The sequence below is a fragment of the Agrococcus casei LMG 22410 genome (assembly GCF_900163565.1).
Taxonomy (GTDB): domain Bacteria; phylum Actinomycetota; class Actinomycetes; order Actinomycetales; family Microbacteriaceae; genus Agrococcus; species Agrococcus casei.
This window is the reverse complement of sequence record NZ_FUHU01000038.1, coordinates 186702-200786: the sequence shown is the minus strand read 5'-3', so window position 1 is coordinate 200786 and position 14085 is coordinate 186702. Positions and strand designations below refer to the sequence as shown.

The window sequence follows — 14085 nt, the reverse complement described above, 5'->3', positions numbered from 1 at the left end:
ACGACCTGGCCCTCGCGGCCTAACCAGAACTGTCACCAGTTCCTGCATCAGACCCAATCGACGCCGCTCATATCAAACTTCTGCAGGGCTAGCCGTAGCTCCGCAATGCTGGATCTGCGCACCGCCACCATATTCCCGCTGGAATAGGACTTTAAGTCTGTGTGGGGTACGCCTAAGCGTTGAACCGTCCATCAAATACCCATCTCAATCACCCGTGACGGACCGCCGATGACCGGGTAGACTAGCCCAAGGAGAATCGCTCGATTCCCCCTACGACCAGGGAAAACCCGAGTTTTCCGCAAGCTTTCGGTGAGGTTAAAAAACCTCCAAGGGGTCGCAGGTTCAAATCCTGTCAGCCCGACCATTGTGATGTCTCAGGACATACCGGACAGCTGAACCCGCGTTTGTGTGAGTTCAGCTGTTTTTGGGTTGGTAGTCCTTATCTTTATGTTGATGGTGACTTCGTGAGGACTTCTTTGAACCGCCCGGGGCGGTTCAGTCAGAGACCTTTGCGCCGGCCGCAGCCCAGCCCACCGTCTCGTCTTCGACTAAGCTTCATCCATGGTTGAATCCTCTGCGATCGAGCCGACGGAGGTTTCTGTGCAGCCCGACGTTCGGGTTCTCGGCGCCCGCGAACATAATCTGCAGGATGTCAGCCTCTCTGTGCCGCGCGATGCAACGGTCGTGTTCACCGGGGTGTCTGGATCGGGAAAGTCCTCGCTGGCGTTTGGGACGCTCTACGCCGAGTCGCAGCGACGCTATTTAGAGTCGGTGGCACCGTACGCGCGCCGTCTGATCGATCAGGCGGGAGTGCCCGATGTTGACTCGATCACCGGTGTGCCGCCTGCGGTTGCGCTGCAGCAGCAGCGCGGTGGCGGCAATGCACGATCGACAGTGGGCAGCATCACCACGTTGTCGAGCTTGGTACGAATGCTGTACTCGAGAGCCGGGGACTACCCGGATGCGCAGCCGATCTTGTATTCGGATGACTTCTCCGCGAACACGGTCCAAGGGGCCTGCCCGGAGTGCCACGGCATCGGTCGCGTGTACACGGTGAACGAGCAGCAGATGGTCCCCGACCCATCGCTAACCATCCGCGAACGCGCCATCGCTTCCTGGCCGACCGCGTGGCACGGCCATCAGCTGCGCGACATACTGGTTGCTCTCGGTTACGACGTCGATGTGCCGTGGCAGGATCTGCCGCGAAAGGACCGGGATTGGATCCTGTACACCGATGAGACCCCGTTCGTTCCGGTCCACTCCCGGCTCACCCTCGCTGAGTCCAAAGCTGCGATCGAAGCAGGTGAGGAGCCGAGCTACTCGGGCACGTTCGTCGGTGCTCGTCGATACATTCTGGACACGTTCGCGAACACAAAGAGCGCATCGATGAAGCGGCGCGTCGCGCAGTTCCTGACCGCTGCGACCTGCCCGGTCTGTCATGGCAAACGGCTGAAGCCCGAGGCGCTGTCTGTCACGTTCGAGGGATTCGACATCGCGGAATTCTCCCAACTGTCGCTTCGGGAACTTGTCACGACGCTCTCGGGTGTCATCGCGCGCATGGAGGAACAGGAGTCCGTTTCCTCGGGGGCGGCTTCCCCGCGAGCCGCAAGGGAAGAGCGAATCGATGGTGGCGGGTCGCCGCAGGCCTCCGCGTCGGATGTGAGGCCCACAATGCGTCCCTCGCCCCAGAAGCGTGCTGCTGCGGTCGAGCTCGCCTCGGGGGTGCTGCGGCGGCTTCGTCCACTGGTCGATTTGGGGCTGGGCTACCTTTCATTGAGTCGGACGACGCCGACGCTGTCTGGTGGTGAGCTACAGCGGTTACGGCTCGCGACGCAACTCAGCTCTGATCTGTTCGGGGTGGTCTACGTCCTCGACGAACCGTCAGCGGGGCTGCACCCGCAGGATGTGACTGCGCTCCTCGGGATCCTGGACGGACTCAAGGGGCGAGGGAACAGCCTGTTCGTTGTTGAACACTCCGTGGCTGTGATGCGGCACGCGGACTGGCTGGTCGACATCGGCCCGGGGGCCGGTGAGCGCGGAGGCCGCGTGCTCTACAGCGGCCCGACAGAGGGGCTCGCCGATGTCAAGGAGTCGGTGACACGCGGATATCTCTTCGGCGGCCGCGGTCTCCCGCTTCGCACACCCCGTGAGGTGCGCAGTTGGCTGCGTCTGGAGAACGTGACGCGGAACAACCTGCACGACATATCGGTCGATATCCCATTGGGTGCCTTCACTGCCGTTACGGGAGTGTCCGGGGCCGGCAAATCGAGCCTGGTCAGTCAGGTGCTTCCATCACTGCTTGGCGATCACCTCGGCGGGGTCGTTCCGGTCGAGGACGGGCCGATCAGCGACGAGTCACTCCTCGCGGATGCCCCGGAACGTCTTGATGGACGGATTGTCGGTCCCGTCACAGGGGTACGGCGGCTGGTAGCCATCGACCAGAGACCCATCGGCCGGACGCCGCGGTCGAACGTTGCTACCTACACCGGGCTGTTCGACCATGTCCGCCGTCGATTTGCAGATACGCCGGAAGCTCGTTCGCGCGGGTATAAGCCTGGCCGATTCTCCTTCAATGTCGCTGGCGGTCGCTGCCCGACCTGCGAGGGTGAGGGATCGGTGATGGTCGAGCTCCTCTTCCTGCCTTCCGTGTATACCGAATGCCCCGACTGCCACGGGGCCCGATACAAGGCGTCAACGCTCGAGGTCACGTGGAGGGGGCGCACGGTCGCGGACGTGTTGTCGATGAGCGTAGAGGAGGCAAACCTCTTCTTCGTGGACGATGAGGAAATCACTCGGTCCCTGACCGCTTTGTCAGACGTTGGACTCGATTACCTTCGACTGGGTCAACCGGCAACGGAACTCTCGGGGGGTGAGGCCCAGCGCGTCAAGCTGGCGACCGAGCTGCAGCGTGCGCAGCGTGGAGACACGCTGTACGTATTGGACGAGCCGACCTCCGGGCTCCACTGCGCCGACACGGATCGTCTGGTCGCGCACCTGCAGACACTGGTCGATGCGGGCAACACGGTCGTCGCGGCTGAGCTCGATATGCGCGTCATCGCAGTGGCCGACCACGTGATCGATCTAGGACCCGGTGCGGGCGACGCTGGGGGGACCGTGGTTGCAGCAGGCACGCCCGGCTACGTCGCGGACAACGGCGTCGGTGCTTCCGCGGGCTACCTTGCCGCCGCGATGCAAGCTGCCGCCAACGTGACCCCGATGTGACGAGCGTGTCGCTGTGCGATCTGAACATCGCACAGCGACACACTCGACGAGTTTGTGGTCTCAGGCGGCGAGCTTAGAGGCCAGGACGTCCAACTTCTCGATCGTGGGCTCGCTGAACAGTTTGCCGGTTTGCTCGCCGAGAGCGGCCGCGACTGCGCCGGACAGGTGCGCGTCGCGGCCGGCGTCATCGGGGAACACGTCGAAGATCCCGAATGAGGACGGTCCGAGACGGATCGCGAACCACGCGACGGTTGCCGGTTCCTCCTCGACGAGCCCTCGCCCGATGCCGAGGAATTCCTGGACCTCGTCTTCCTTACCGGGTAGGGCCTCCAACGTGACCAGCAGTCCCTTCGTCACGCTCATGACGTCACCTCTTTCTGAGTCGCGTTGGTCGCGACTTGGCCACGCGCGTATCGCAGAACGCCGGCAGGCTGGTCGAAGAAAACGGAGGTATCTGTCTAGCTCCGGCCTCTTGGACAGATCTGTCTCAGCTCCGTGAGGTACTCTCGGTCATCGTCTTGTCAGAGGGCTCAAGTCCACTTGGCGCCGCCATCGGTGATTTGGAAGCTGCTGGACTGCTAGCGGAGCGACGGCCGCCGTTGGTTGCGTCATTACACGAACTTATGGTGATCGCGCATGCAACAGGGTCTAATGTCGGTTTGATTGACCCTTGTCCGCAAGTTCCACCGGGATGGTTGGGAGGATGTACATCGTGGCGAATTACTCGGACGTATTCAATCAAGACGCGGTCGCGTCAGTGCGGCAGTGGGCGACGCAACGAGAAGTCGGACGCGACCTCGGGATCCCGAAATCGGTGAAGGTGCTGGTTGATTCGATTGCGGTCGTCTCAAGTGGATCCATGTCATAGGCATCGGGTAAAGTCAGATTCACGTTCAAGAGTCGTAACCGTAGGTACCTGGCCGGTTACGCGACAACCCGAATCCATCGATTCCCGGGTGTCCCAGGGGAAGAACGGGTTTCACGAAATCTCGTGAAACAAGTTTCGATGGGGCTCTGCCCCAGAGAGGGCATTGCACAATGTCTACTTCATTTGATCGGTTGTTTCGCGACGACTCCTGGTGGGCTCAGCTTGGGTTTCCAGACTGGCAACTGGCGTTCACCGTTCATGAGGCCAGCGACCACTTCGCCGACCTGCTCGACTATGAGCCGGTCGCGTTCGTTTCGAAAGCCAACCCATCCGACCGCCTGACGCTGGAGCAGTTTCGTGATCGACTCCGTGAAGCTAAGAAGGAAGCTCGCCGCAAGGAAGAAGAGAAGCAAGCAGCGCTGGTTGAACGACGACGCCAACTCGGCTGGCAGATGATCGAGGCCGCCTACTCGGCACCCGATGCCGATGACCAGATCACCACCGGACGCTGGGCAGGATTCTCTCGTGGCGACGCAACCGCATGGTGCTGGAACCTGTTCCAGTACGAGTTTCGTGGCTTGGCGCACCCAAAGATCGAAGTACTCCACCGAGGCATGGAGGAACTCCAGGCAGGCGGACTTCCCGAGGCGCTTTGGTGCCCGGAACGGGCACATGAATTGCACGCCAGGGGACTGAAGCCGCGCGAGTACCGTCAGCACCATGAGGCACTTGGCTCACCAACCCACATGCCAAGACTCCGGTAGCTCGTCGGTCTTGGACCCGAGATGAGAACGTGGCCGGTGTCGTCTGATCATTGAAGACACCGGCCACCCTTGGCCGTGGCGCCGCAGACGGCCGTCGCGGGCTGCACCCTGCTGTCGCTCTCGACTCATGCCCGTGCTCGGGCTCACGGGTGCGACCGGCGCGGTACCCTCGAAGACTGTGTTCCACATCGTTTTCTATGAGCCGCGCATCCCTGCCAATACGGGTGCGGCCATCCGCCTCGCTGCCGTCACCGGCACCACGCTGCACCTGATCGAACCGCTCGGGTTTGACCTGTCGGATGCGAAGCTGCGGCGCGCAGGACTCGACTACCACGACCTCGCGCGGGTGCGGGTGCATGCTGACTTCGATGCTGCAGTTGCGCATCTGCAGGAGTACGGCTCGGGGCGCATCTATGCGTTCACAGGGCACACCGAGGGGTCGTTTGCCGATGTCGCCTACGAGGAAGGCGACGCGCTGCTGTTCGGACCGGAGCCCACGGGATTGCCGCAGCACGTCGTCGACGACGAGCGAATCTCGGAAGCCGTGCGGATTCCCATGATGCCGAGCGTGCGCTCACTCAACCTGGCGAATGCGGCATCGATCGCTGTCTACGAGGCGTGGCGACAGCACGGGTTTACTTTGGGCGTCTGAGGCTTTCTAGGCAGGCGCTGAAGGGCGCCGCGTTCAGAAGCCAGGCCGCTCCAGCAGGCCGCTTGCCGTGAGCACGATCAGGATGATCACGACGGTGATAGCTGCCAGCACGCTGAAGAAGATCGTGACGGCGCGTTTGATGTCGGCCCGAATCTCAGTATTGCGAACGTTGAGCCGACGGGAATTCTTGCGTAGGTATTCCCACATCGACGAGGATGCCAGCGTCGCTGCAAGCTCATCGATAAGCGCGCGCTGCTTCTTCCATCGTCGCTGAGATCCTGCCGCGGTCGACCTGTTCGCGATCAGATACAGATGGTGCCCCTTGATCTCGATGTCGAAGTCCCGCCCGAGGCGCTTGAACAGCTGCATCATGTTGGGGGAGAGGAACCTGCGAGCCACAGGTTCGCCTCCTTCCGCGACGAACAGCTTGCACCGGCCGTCTTGGCCCATGTCGACCCGCTGCGATCGGTCCCACTGCTCTGGAACAACGCGAACTCCCAGGAGCTTTGCTTGGTGCCCGAAGCTGAAGATCATATGTGGGAGTCGTTCGGGGAGCTTGTACACCACATACGCACGCCGCCTTCCGCCCGGCGCGCGGAATCTCGCGGTCACTTGCGACGAGAGGTGACCGATCTCCACAGGAATGCTGTGCGGCGCAACGTTGACCACGCCGAACCGCTCCTGCTCGACGTCGTATTTGAAGGGCACGGCGTCGAAGTTGCTTCGCCCCGGCTTCCAGAGTGTGAACTGCCCACCCGCCTGTTCTGCCAAGCCTCGCAGTCGTTGCATTGCGGCAGGGGAGTAGCTGACGATGTTCCAGACCGAGAAGAGGCAGATGACTGCAGCTAGCACGGCTGCAATCACGAGGCCGGCCACGAGCTCGTCGAAGGCGAAGAGCTGAAGCAGCGCGGCGAGAATGATCACGCAAGCGGAGATGATTGCCACGACGCGTGTGGATCGCAGGATGCGCGCATACTGCGTTCGTTCGTGCTCGGCGGCAGGGGGCGTGTCACTCTTGCTGGCGTCTGCTGCGCTTGATGGTTCGGGCTGGTGGTGCATCGAACGGTACTCCTCAGGATTGCTTCTGCTGAATTGCTAGAAGCTCGGGAGTGATGCAGCGAACGCGTCTGGCGCTCGCCGTTTGTACGTCTCCGTCAGCAATAACGTACCGTCACCGCTCGACGCTTTCTTTGTCTCGCAGGATCGCAGGCAAGACGATGTGCGCATCCGGAATCATGCCGGGTGTGACGCGCTTGCGGAAGATCCAGTAGCTCCACGCCTGGTAGCCGAGGATGATCGGCAGCGCGACCACGGTCACCACAGTCATGACCGTGAGTGTGTACGGGCTGTTGGCCGCATTCGCGACTGTGAGGTCGAACGCCGGGTCGACCGTTGACGGCAGCACCTTCGGGAACATGCCCGCGAACACCGCGGCGACACCGAACACGCCGAACGCCGCATAGCCCGTGAACGCGAGCCCCTCGCGGCGACGACGAGCCTGCAGCCAGCCGAACCCGCCACCGAGCACCGCCAGCACCACGAACGCCCACGACAGCACATTGCCGCCGTGCTCAATCTGCACCCACACCGCCCACACAGCAGCCGGCAGCAGGAACACCGGCGACCACCTCGCTGCGAAGACGGATGTGCGCTCGCGGATGGGGCCATCCGCCTTGAGTCCCAAGAACGTCGCCGAGTGCGCGAGGGAGAACCCGACCACCGCGAGCCCGCCGACAACGGCTTCAGCGCCCAGCCACACGAACGGACCGCCCACGCGGTCTCCGTTGGCGTCGATCGGCAGACCCAGCGACGTCAGCGCGAGCATCGCACCGATGCAGAAGGCGGCGGTGAGCGAGCCCATGCCGATGCCGAACGTCCACATCGAACGCCAGCGGGCAGTGTGCACCTTGCCGCGCCACTCGATCGAGACTGCACGCAGGATGAGCCCGACCAGAGCCACAGTGAGCGGCACATAGAGCACCGAGAACAGTGACGCATACCATGCCGGGTAGGCGGCGAAGAGAGCCGCACCCGCTGTGATCAGCCACACCTCGTTGCCGTCCCAGACCGGCCCGATGGTGTTGAGCATGACGCGTCGCTCACGCTCGTCTCGCGTCGCGAACAGCATGCGCATGCCGACGCCGAGATCGAAGCCCTCGAGCACGATGAAGCCGATCCAGAGGACGGCGATCAACACGAACCAGATGATTGCTGTGGTTTCCATTGCTGCTCCTGTCGTCGAATCGATCAGTAGGCGAAGGCGAGCACGTCGTCACGCCTGTCGTCGTCATCGGAGTTGTTGTCGTCGTCGCTGTCGTCCGTCGCCGCCTTCAGCTCGGGCATGGCGCTTGCGACGCCGCCTCGCACGTACTTCACGAGCAGGAACAACTCGACCACCATGAGCACCGCGTAGACGGTCGCGAGCGTGATGACCGAGAAGAGCATCTCGCCAGCAGTGACGCCGGGGGAGACCGCAGCCGCAGTGAACATGAAGACACCGTCGATTCCAGACGGGTCGGGGTTCGGCGCGACCACGAACGGCTGACGGCCGATCTCGGTGAAGATCCAGCCGGCGATGTTGGCGGCGAACGGCGCGAGGATGCCGAGAATCGCCAGCCGCATGATCCACGGCGACTTCGGCACGGTGCCCTTGCGCGTCAGCCACAGGGCGACCGCAGCTCCGAACGCGGTGATGCCGCCGAGACCGATCATCAGGCGGAAGCCCCAGTACGTCACCCACATCGGCGGCACGTACTGCACCTCACTGCCGGCAAAGCTGCCGTAGATCTCTTCGTCGGGGATGGTCTCGCCGTATTGGTTGACGTACTCGGGCTCGAGGTCAGCGATGCCCGGCATCTCAGCACCCCATTCGCCAGTGGCGAGGAAGCCGAGTGCTCCCGGAATCTCGATGAGCGTCACGACTTCAGAGCAGTCGGTGGCACCGGGGTCGCCGAGCGACAGCACCGAGAATGACGAGCCCGTGTGGCAGGCGGCTTCGGCAGAGGCCATCTTCATCGGCTGCTGCTCGTACATGAGCTTGGCCTGCCAGTCACCCGTTCCTGCGGTGCCTGCGAACGCCAGGATCGCGACCGCGGCACCGAAGCGCAGCGACCAGATCCATGCGCCGTGGTCGGCCTTGTCGCGTCCGGCGATCGTGGGAGCCGTGCCGACGATCACCTTGCCGTCGGCTCCGATCGTGTCGATGCCGTCGCGCCGCCGCTGCCACAGGTGGTACCAGCTGATGCCGATGAGGAACATGCCAGCGACGACAAGCGCACCGAAGATCGTGTGCGTGAACGCTGCCAGCGCAGTGCTGTTGGTCAGCACTGCCCAGATGTCGTTCATGACGGGGCGGCCGTCGACCAGCTCGACGCCGACGGGGTGCTGCATCCACGAGTTCGCGACGATGATGAAGTAGGCCGAGAGCCATGAGCCGATCACCGCGCACCACAGTGCCGCCAGGTGCAGGCTCTTTCGCAGGCGACCCCATCCGAAGATCCAGATTCCCAAGAACGTCGACTCGGCGAAGAATGCAAGCAGGCCCTCGAGGGCCAGGGGAGCGCCGAAGACGTCGCCGACGAAGCGGGAGTACTCGCTCCAGGCCATACCGAACTGAAACTCCTGCACGAGACCCGTGGCGACACCCAGAATGAAGTTGATCAGGTAGAGCTTGCCCCAGAACTTCACCATGCGCAGAAACTTCTCGTCGCCCGTGCGAACCCAGATGGTCTGCATGATGACGATGGCCATGCCGAGCCCCAGTGTGAGCGGAACGAGCATGAAGTGATAGACGGTTGTGATGCCGAACTGCCATCTGGCAATGTCGAGTGCTTCCACGCGGTGCTCCTCAGCGGTTGAAGTCGGTGCGCTAGGGCTATAGTTCTACGCGGCGTAGAACTCACTTCTACAGAGTGTAGTACGAGTTCGACGGAGTGTAGAACTCGCGGTAGCCTGAGTTGTCTTGAGGTCAAGAGGCTTTTGACGCAACGCACGATTCAGGAGGTCGACCGTGGCCAACACGCTCGGTGAGCTCGAACGAGCAGTCATGGACGCCGTCTGGGATGCCACCGAGCCCGTGACCGCTTACGACGTTCGCGACCAGTTCGAAACCGCTGGGCGATCGCTGGCCGCGACGACGCTGCTCACTGTCTTCTCGCGTCTTGAGAAGAAGGGCTTCGTGTCGTCTGATCGCAGCGTGCGACCGTACCGGTACTCGGCCGTGGCCCCGCGCGAGCACCACGTGGCCGAGCTCATGCACGAAGTGCTGGGCGGCTCGAGTGACCGCACCGCCGTGCTCGAGCGATTCGTCGGAAGCGTCTCTGCCGCCGACGCGGCGACGCTGCAGCAGCTGCTGCGCACCGAAGACTCGCGAGGCTGAGCATGTGGCCCGCGGTCGGGGTGCCAGAAGGCGCAATCGTCGTGCCGCACGGGGTGGTCGTGTGGGTGGCCATGATCCTCTGGCTTGTGTCGCTGCTGCTCGCGTGGCCCGTGCCGGTGTGGTTCTCGCGTGCCGGCTGGCCGATGCGCGCGCCTGTGATCGCTCTGCTGCTGTGGCAGGGCGTGGGGCTTGCCGGTGGATTCTCGATGATCGGCGCGCTCGCCCTAACCGGCCTCGCCGTCGCGCCTGCGCATCCGTGGATCGCCCTGATACCCGCAGCCGCGTTCGCCGTCTATCTGCTCGCTCACCTTGGCGTCACGATCGTGCAGGTGACGCAGCAGCGCCGCCGGCACCTGGCTCTGCTCGACTTGCTGACAGCACCGCATCCGACCCGTGCACGCACCCGCGTGCTCGATGACGAAGTGCCCGTGGCATACTGCCTGCCACGAGGCGTCGGGTCAGTGACGGTGCTGTCGCAGGGGCTGCTCGACCGGCTCGACTCGGATGAGCTGGTCGCCGTGATCGCACATGAACGAGGGCACGTCGAGCAGCGTCACGACCTGCTGCAGCTGGCGTTTCGGGCGTGGCGGTCAGCGCTGCCGTGGTTTCCGATTGCGCGACTGGCAGATGCCGAGGTCGCAGCGCTGGTCGAGATGCTCGCTGACGACCACGCCCGTCGTGAGGTGCGCGACGAGGTGCTGGCCCGTGCGATTCTGCAGGTCGGCGCCCACGGGCCGGGTGCTGAGGCAGCAGCCTCGGGCTCGACCAGAGCGAGCGATCGCTTCAAGCGACTGTCGCGCTAGCCGAGGCGAATGACGGCGTTGTCGGGATGCCGGTCGGCCGCACGGTGCGACACCAGCACCACGACTCGGTCGTCACTCGCGCCTCTGATGTCGGTCATCATCGCCTGGGCCGTTGGGGCATCGAGGTGCGCCGTCGGCTCATCGAGCAGGATCACATCGGCTGTCGTCAGCAGCGCACGCGCCACTGCGAGCCGTTGACGCTCGCCACCTGAGAGGGCTGAGCCGCCGGGGCCGACGCGGGTGTCGAGGCCGTCGTCGAGCGTCTCGAGCAGGGGAGTGAGGCCGGCCCTGTCGATGGCCTGCAGCAGCGCGGCCTCGTCGGGCGCCGCGTGGTGAGGTGCCGCGAGCAGCAGGTTGCCGCGCAGGGTCGAGTCGAACACGTAGGCATCCTGCGGGCACCACGCGACGCGCTCCTTCCAGGCAGCGGCGGTGAACTCGGTGAGCGGATGGCCGTCTGCGCTGATCGCACCGGCTTCAGTCGGCAGGGCGCCCATGATGGCCGACAGCAGCGTCGACTTGCCTGAGCCCGACGGCCCGTCGATCACGAGCCAGCGACCGGTCTGCGCCTGCCCCGAGACGTCGCGAACGGCGGGCTGCTGCATGCCCGGATACCGCACAGTGACCTCGCGCAGCTGCAGGTCGCGGACGACGGATGCGGGGGTGCTGGTTCCCCAGACTGGCTGCGGTGCGGGCTGCAGCACAGGGCCGAGCTTGGCGAGCAGTCCGTGCAGCGCCGGGATGCGATGTGCGGCGGCGACGAGGTCGGAGAGCGGTTCGAGCAGCGCGAGTGCGAGCAGTGCGATAACGGCGGCAGCCTCGGCCGTGAGACCGGGTTGCAGCACCGGAACGAGCACGGCCAGGAGCGTCATCGCACCGGTGATGACGGCGCTGCCGAGGCCAGCTGACCAAGCGGTGCGGCGCTCGGCTGCGGCAAGTCTGGTGCTCGCCTCATCGAGCTGCTCGAGGGCGACGCCCGTGACGCCGTTGCCACGCAGGTCGGCTGCTGATGTCGACAGCGCATTCGTGCCGCGCACGATGTCAGACCGAGCTGCGATGCGTGCCGTTGCAGAGCCGCGCTCAGTGAGGATGGCGAGCGTCACCGCAAGCGCTGCCGCGATGACGAGGGTGAGCGCAACCGTGATCGTGAGCGACGGCGCCACGAAGGCGGTTGTGACGACTGCTCCGATGATCACGATGGCGCCCGTGCCGAGCGGCGGCAGCACACGCGGAAGCTGGTCGCGCAGATCGTCAGTGAGTGTCACGAGGTAGTCGAGCGGAGCACCGCCTTCGAGCAGACGCCTGGACCCCGCGCCCCGTGCTGCCAGAGCGCGCCAGAGCCGCAGCCTGAGATCGTCGATGACTCTGAACGCAGCCTCGTGCGTGACCAGGCGGTCGGCATAGCGCCCCACCGATCTGAAGATGCCGAAGGCCCTGACGCCGACAATCGCGACCATCAGCACCATGATGTGCTCTTCGATCGTGGCGCGCACGATGAGCCAGCCCGACACTGCGGTGAGCGCGAGCCCCATCGACACGGCGACCGCCGAGAGCGCGGTGGCTCCGGCCCAGATCAGTGCGTGCGGGCGCAGCAGCGAGCCGAGTCTGAGCTTCGGGCCCGTGGTCGCTGCACGATGCTCGGCGGGCTGCTTCGGGCTGCCCGCGAGGTGCTGTGACTCGACCGTCGTCTTCTCTGCTGCCGCAGACGACGTGACTGTGCCGGGGGCTGCATCCGTCTCTGTGATCTGCAGGGTCTGTGTCGCGAGTGCCGCGGTCTCCCGCTCGTGACTCGCCAGCACGATGGTCGCGCGGTCGGCTCGGCGCAGGATCGCAGCGCGAACAAGGTCTGCTGAATGGCTGTCGAGGTGGGCCGTGGGCTCGTCGAGCACCAGCAGCGTCGCACCTGCGTCGACGCGGGCGAGTGAGCGTGCCACAGCGAGCCTGCGCTGCTCGCCCGGGCTCATCTCGGCGACTGCGGCATCTGCGACGTGGCTGAGTCCGACCTCCGCGAGGGCTTCGTCGGGGTCGGCTCCATACAACTCGAGTTCTTCGCGAGGCGTGTCAGCGAAGGCTCGTGGGCTCTGCGGCGCCCATCCGATCGACTCGGATGAGACGCCTGTGATGGTGCCCGTGACGTGAGCATCGTGCGGAAGCGTGCCTGTGAGCGCCGCAAGCAGCGTCGACTTGCCCGCGCCAGAGGGCCCCGCGACGTGCACGATGCCGCGCAGCTCGGCGGTCAGGCCGTGCAGCGTCGCACGCTCGCGGCCCGCATACTGCACCGACAGGCTGTCGAGACGGATGCGCGACCCGGCAGCACGGACATCATGCGGAAGTGCGCGCCCCTGGATCTGCTTCGCCCGCTCGAGCGCCGCAAGGCCGTCTTGCGACGAGTGGAAGGCAGTGCCCACCTGCCGCAGCGCGGAGAACGCCTCGGGCGCGAGGATGAGCGCGAGCAGGGCAGGCTGCAGCTCCATGGTGCCGTTCAGCAAGCGAAGCCCGAGGAACACCGCGACGATCGCGACCGAGATGGTGGCGATCAGCTCGAGCGCCAGGGCCGAGAGGAATGCCCAGCGGAGGGTCTCTTGCGTGCGTTTTCTGTAGGTGGTCTGCAGACCATCGAGTGCGCCGGCCTGCTGCTCGACCCTGCCAAGGCCGACGAGCACGGGGAGCCCTCGAGCGAGCTCCGTCAGGTGGTCTGCGAGTCGCGTGACAGCTGTGAGCGCCTCTTCGGTGCGCTCTTCTGTGTGCTTGCCGATGAGCGTCATGAAGAACGGGATGAGCGGCACCGTGAGCACGATGATCAGGGCGCTGAGCCAGTCGGCGCCCAGCACGCGGATGCCGACGAGCAGCGGCACCACGGCAGCGGCCACGGTCGCCGGGAGCGACTGTTCGTAGTAGTCGTCGAGATCGTCGAGGCCGTCGGAGATAAGCACGGAGGTGCCGCCACCCTCGTTGCCGCCGCGGCCGAGGCTCGACCACAGCGTGCCTCTGAGCTGGCGCTTGACCTGTGTGGCCATGCTGCGCGCCACCACCGTGGTGGCCCACTCCGAGCCGCTTCGCAGAAGCGCCCCGCTGATGCCGAGGATGACGATGAGCCGGGTTGCGTCGGTGTCGAGTCCGTCTGAGGCCAGGGCTGCGATTCCCCGCGCCACTGCCTCTGCAACCAGCACGAGGCCGGCGGCCCGCAGTGCGGCGAAGAGGCCGAGCAGATACAGCGACGGCTTCGAGGCGGGGCCGAGTGTCGGCCGTCGTGACGGGCGCTTCGATGCGGTTCGTGCCTGCTCCTGGACCCAGGGGTCGTTGCTCGCGGGCGGCTTCGTCATCGTCTCGTCAGCGCCAGCACCGGAGGGATCAGACGACGAGCTTCGCATTGTTCCATTGTCTCACCGGGCGAGACGTCG

General features: G+C 64.7%; 10 protein-coding genes and 1 riboswitch. Of the genes, 5 read left to right on the top strand and 5 right to left on the bottom strand.

The genetic code is table 11. From position 1 onward, the window contains the following. Positions 1-561: 561 nt before the first annotated feature. Complete coding sequence (locus CZ674_RS09800) at positions 562-3222, top strand: excinuclease ABC subunit UvrA (RefSeq protein WP_086992326.1); 2661 nt, start codon at positions 562-564, stop codon at positions 3220-3222. Positions 3223-3282: 60 nt separating this feature from the next. Here CZ674_RS09800 and CZ674_RS09795 read toward each other — a convergent pair whose 3' ends face one another. Continuing rightward, positions 3283-3585 carry a putative quinol monooxygenase gene (locus CZ674_RS09795; protein ID WP_086992325.1) on the bottom strand — a complete coding sequence of 101 codons (303 nt, stop codon included), beginning with the start codon at positions 3583-3585 and terminating at the stop codon, positions 3283-3285. Positions 3586-4113: 528 nt separating this feature from the next. Further along, a riboswitch (SAM riboswitch) is annotated at positions 4114-4231 on the top strand. A gap of 29 nt (positions 4232-4260) precedes the next feature. Here CZ674_RS09795 and CZ674_RS14030 point away from each other — a divergent pair. Both CZ674_RS14030 and CZ674_RS09785 read left to right on the top strand, forming a co-directional pair. Continuing rightward, positions 4261-4854, top strand: coding sequence for a hypothetical protein (locus CZ674_RS14030; RefSeq protein ID WP_143244708.1), 594 nt, complete (start codon positions 4261-4263; stop codon positions 4852-4854). Between the two features lie 178 nt (positions 4855-5032). Further along, on the top strand, positions 5033-5506 hold the full coding sequence (locus CZ674_RS09785) for a tRNA (cytidine(34)-2'-O)-methyltransferase (protein ID WP_234988535.1): 474 nt from the start codon (positions 5033-5035) through the stop codon (positions 5504-5506). 33 nt (positions 5507-5539) lie between these two features. Here the strand turns inward: CZ674_RS09785 and CZ674_RS09780 are convergent, their stop codons facing one another. From CZ674_RS09780 to CZ674_RS09770, 3 genes are all read right to left on the bottom strand, one after another. Beyond that, positions 5540-6565, bottom strand: coding sequence for a hypothetical protein (locus tag CZ674_RS09780; protein ID WP_086992322.1), 1026 nt, complete (start codon positions 6563-6565; stop codon positions 5540-5542). A 112-nt stretch (positions 6566-6677) separates the two neighbouring features. Next, positions 6678-7730, bottom strand: coding sequence for a cytochrome d ubiquinol oxidase subunit II (gene cydB / locus CZ674_RS09775; RefSeq protein WP_086992321.1), 1053 nt, complete (start codon positions 7728-7730; stop codon positions 6678-6680). Positions 7731-7753: 23 nt separating this feature from the next. Further along, positions 7754-9343 carry a cytochrome ubiquinol oxidase subunit I gene (locus CZ674_RS09770; RefSeq protein ID WP_086992320.1) on the bottom strand — a complete coding sequence of 530 codons (1590 nt, stop codon included), beginning with the start codon at positions 9341-9343 and terminating at the stop codon, positions 7754-7756. A gap of 172 nt (positions 9344-9515) precedes the next feature. Here CZ674_RS09770 and CZ674_RS09765 point away from each other — a divergent pair, with 172 nt between their 5' ends. Both CZ674_RS09765 and CZ674_RS09760 read left to right on the top strand, forming a co-directional pair. Continuing rightward, entirely contained in the window at positions 9516-9884 is a 369-nt protein-coding gene (locus CZ674_RS09765) for a BlaI/MecI/CopY family transcriptional regulator (RefSeq protein WP_268802397.1), read from the top strand. A 2-nt stretch (positions 9885-9886) separates the two neighbouring features. Next, positions 9887-10687 carry a M56 family metallopeptidase gene (locus CZ674_RS09760; RefSeq protein WP_086992319.1) on the top strand — a complete coding sequence of 267 codons (801 nt, stop codon included), beginning with the start codon at positions 9887-9889 and terminating at the stop codon, positions 10685-10687. On the opposite strand, the gene cydC is transcribed toward CZ674_RS09760, so the two are convergent. Beyond that, positions 10684-14055 carry a thiol reductant ABC exporter subunit CydC gene (cydC, locus tag CZ674_RS09755; RefSeq protein WP_086992318.1) on the bottom strand — a complete coding sequence of 1124 codons (3372 nt, stop codon included), beginning with the start codon at positions 14053-14055 and terminating at the stop codon, positions 10684-10686. The genes CZ674_RS09760 and cydC overlap by 4 nt on opposite strands. Positions 14056-14085 lie beyond the last annotated feature (30 nt).